General features: G+C 73.6%; 3 protein-coding genes. 2 read left to right on the top strand and 1 reads right to left on the bottom strand.

The window, feature by feature from the left end; translation table 11 throughout:
* Nucleotides 1-162: 162 nt before the first annotated feature.
* A complete protein-coding gene (locus H5J33_RS30135; protein ID WP_181797953.1) occupies nt 163-738 on the top strand; it encodes a DinB family protein in 576 nt (191 codons plus the stop codon).
* Here the strand turns inward: H5J33_RS30135 and H5J33_RS30130 are convergent.
* On the bottom strand, nt 735-2372 hold the full coding sequence (locus tag H5J33_RS30130) for an ABC-F family ATP-binding cassette domain-containing protein (RefSeq protein WP_181797952.1): 1638 nt from the start codon (nt 2370-2372) through the stop codon (nt 735-737). The two genes, H5J33_RS30135 and H5J33_RS30130, sit on opposite strands and share 4 nt — an antisense overlap.
* A gap of 147 nt (nt 2373-2519) precedes the next feature.
* On the opposite strand from H5J33_RS30130, the gene H5J33_RS30125 reads away from it, so the two are divergent.
* Nucleotides 2520-2742: FAD-dependent oxidoreductase (locus H5J33_RS30125; protein ID WP_181797954.1), on the top strand; the 223-nt coding region annotated here is incomplete at its 3' end.

Below are 2742 nucleotides of genomic sequence, written 5' to 3'. Positions count from 1 at the left end.
TCCGCCGGAACCGTCTTCAGCGTCTCCACGGCGCCCGTCGCGTCAGCGCTTCTTCTGCTGGACCAGAAGAAGCGCTGACGCGACGGGTCCGGGGCCGGGCGGAGCACCGCCCGGCCCCGGATAACCCGTGGACAAGGATCACCTGATCGTCAGACTCGTCCCATGACAGGATCAGATCCCAAAGCCGACCTCCAGGTGTATCTCCAGGACGCGCGCGACGTGCTGCTCTGGAAACTCGACGGCCTCACGGAGTACGACATCCGGCGCCCGCTGACGCCCACCGGCACCAATCTGCTGGGCCTGGTCAAGCATGTGGCAGGTGCCGAGGCCCTGTACTTCGGCGCGGCCTTCGGCCGGCCCTTCGCCGGTACGCCCCTGTGGGTGACGGGTGACGCCGAACCGGACTCGGACCTGTGGGCGCGGGCCGACGAGACCCGCGAGGAGATCACCGAGCGGTACCGGCGGGCCTGCGCGCACGCGGACGAGACCATCGCGGCGCTCCCCCTGGACGCGGTAGGCCGGCTGCCGGGCGGGGCCGGGGAGATCACGCTGCACCGGACACTGACCCACATGGTCGCCGAGACCCAGCGGCACGCCGGACACGCCGACATCGTGCGCGAGCTGGTAGACGGTGCCGTGGGCCAGCGGCCGGAGGGTCTCAACGTCGCGCCCCGCGACCCGGACCACCACGACCGGGTCGAACGGGCGGCGAAGGAAGCGTCCGCGAAGGCGGGTTAACGCTCCGTCACCTTGCCGTCCGCCACCTCCAGGCGCCGGGTCACCCGGACCGCGTCCAGCATGCGCCGGTCGTGGGTGACCAGCAGCAGGGTGCCCTCGTAGGCGTCGAGGGCCGACTCCAGCTGCTCGATGGCGGGCAGGTCCAGATGGTTCGTGGGCTCGTCCAGGACCAGCAGGTTGACTCCCCGGCCCTGGAGCAGGGCGAGGGCGGCGCGGGTGCGTTCGCCCGGGGAGAGGGTCCGAGCGGGCCGCAGGACGTGGTCGGACTTCAGGCCGAACTTCGCCAGCAGGGTGCGGACCTCGGCGGGCTCGGTGTCGGGTACGGCCGCGCGGAAGGCGTCCAGCAGGTTCTCGGGGCCGTGGAACAGCAGCCGGGCCTGGTCGACCTCGCCGACCAGCACCCCGGAGCCGAGGGCCGCGTGCCCAGAGTCGAGCGGGATCCGCCCCAGCAGGGCGCCGAGCAGGGTGGACTTGCCGGCGCCGTTGGCGCCCGTCACCGCGATCCGGTCGGCCCAGTCGACCTGGAGCGACACCGGTCCGAAGGTGAAGCCGGCGCGCCGTACCTCGGCGTCCCGCAGGGTCGCCACGACCGCGCCCGACCTCGGGGCGGAGGCGATCTCCATGTGCAGCTCCCACTCCTTGCGGGGCTCCTCGACCACCTCCAGGCGCTCGATCATGCGCTGGGTCTGGCGGGCCTTGGCGGCCTGCTTCTCGCTGGCCTCGCTGCGGAACTTGCGGCCGATCTTGTCGTTGTCGCCCGCCTTGCGGCGCGCGTTCTTCACGCCCTTGTCCATCCAGGCCCGCTGCGTCTGGGCGCGTTCCTGGAGGGCGGCCTTCTTGTCGGCGTACTCCTCGTACTCGTCGCGGGCGTGCCGGCGGGCCACCTCGCGCTCCTCCAGGTAGGCCGCGTAGCCGCCGCCGTAGAGGTTGATCCGCCGCTGCGCGAGGTCGAGTTCGAGGACCTTGGTGACCGTGCGGGTGAGGAACTCGCGGTCGTGGCTGACGACGACCGTGCCCGCGCGCAGTCCGGTGACGAACCGTTCCAGACGCTCCAGGCCGTCCAGGTCGAGGTCGTTGGTGGGCTCGTCCAGGAGGAAGACGTCGTAGCGGGACAGCAGCAGGGAGGCGAGGCCGGCGCGGGCCGCCTGGCCGCCGGACAGGGCGGTCATCGGCTGGTCCAGGTCCACCGCCAGGCCGAGCGAGTCGGCGACCTCCTCCGCGCGTTCGTCCAGGTCCGCGCCGCCGAGGCCGAGCCAGCGCTCCAGGGCGGCGGCGTAGGCGTCGTCGGCGCCGGGCGCGCCGTCGACCAGCGCCTGGGTGGCCTCGTCCATGGCCCGCTGGGCGGCGGCGACACCGGTGCGGCGGGCCAGGAACTCGCGGACGGTCTCGCCGGGCCGGCGCTCCGGCTCCTGCGGCAGATGGCCGACGGTCGCGGCCGGCGGGGACAGCCTCAGGTCGCCGTGCTCGGGCGGGGTGAGTCCGGCGAGCATCCGCAGCAGGGTGGACTTGCCCGCGCCGTTGGCGCCGACCAGCCCGATCACGTCGCCGGGCGCGACGACCAGGTCGAGCCCGGAGAACAGGGGCCGGTCGCCGTGTCCGGCGGCGAGGTTCTTGGCAACGAGGGTGGCAGTCATCAGGACGCCGATCCTAACGGCGTGCCGCACCGGCGCCGGCCACGCCGGCGGCCGGTCACCGGGGCCGGGCACGGTCCTGCCCCGGTCTGCCGGGGTGGGTGGTGCGGGGCCTATCGTCCTGGCGTGGACACTGAGCCGAGTGACGAAGTGATCGTGGTCGGGGGCGGGGTCGCCGGGCTGACGACGGCCGTGCTGCTGGCCGAGTCGGGACGGCGGGTACGGGTGTGGGCGCGGGAGCCGGCCGAGCGGACCACCTCGGCGGTCGCCGGCGGCCTGTGGTGGCCGTACCGCATCGAACCCGAGCCGCTGGTCGGGGCGTGGGCCCTGGAGTCCCTGCGCGTGTACCAGGAGCTGGCGGCGCGGCCTGAGG

Source organism: Streptomyces sp. WELS2 (genome assembly GCF_013870595.1).
Classification (GTDB): Bacteria; Actinomycetota; Actinomycetes; order Streptomycetales; family Streptomycetaceae; genus Streptomyces.
Note: the sequence above shows the minus strand (reverse complement) of the source record. Positions and strands in the feature narration are given on the sequence as shown.

Coding starts and splice junctions, on each gene's coding strand:
- H5J33_RS30135 (WP_181797953.1), top strand. CDS start 163: ATGACAGGATCAGATCCCAAAGCCGACCTCCAGGTGTATCTCCAGGAC.
- H5J33_RS30130 (WP_181797952.1), bottom strand. CDS start 2,372: ATGACTGCCACCCTCGTTGCCAAGAACCTCGCCGCCGGACACGGCGAC.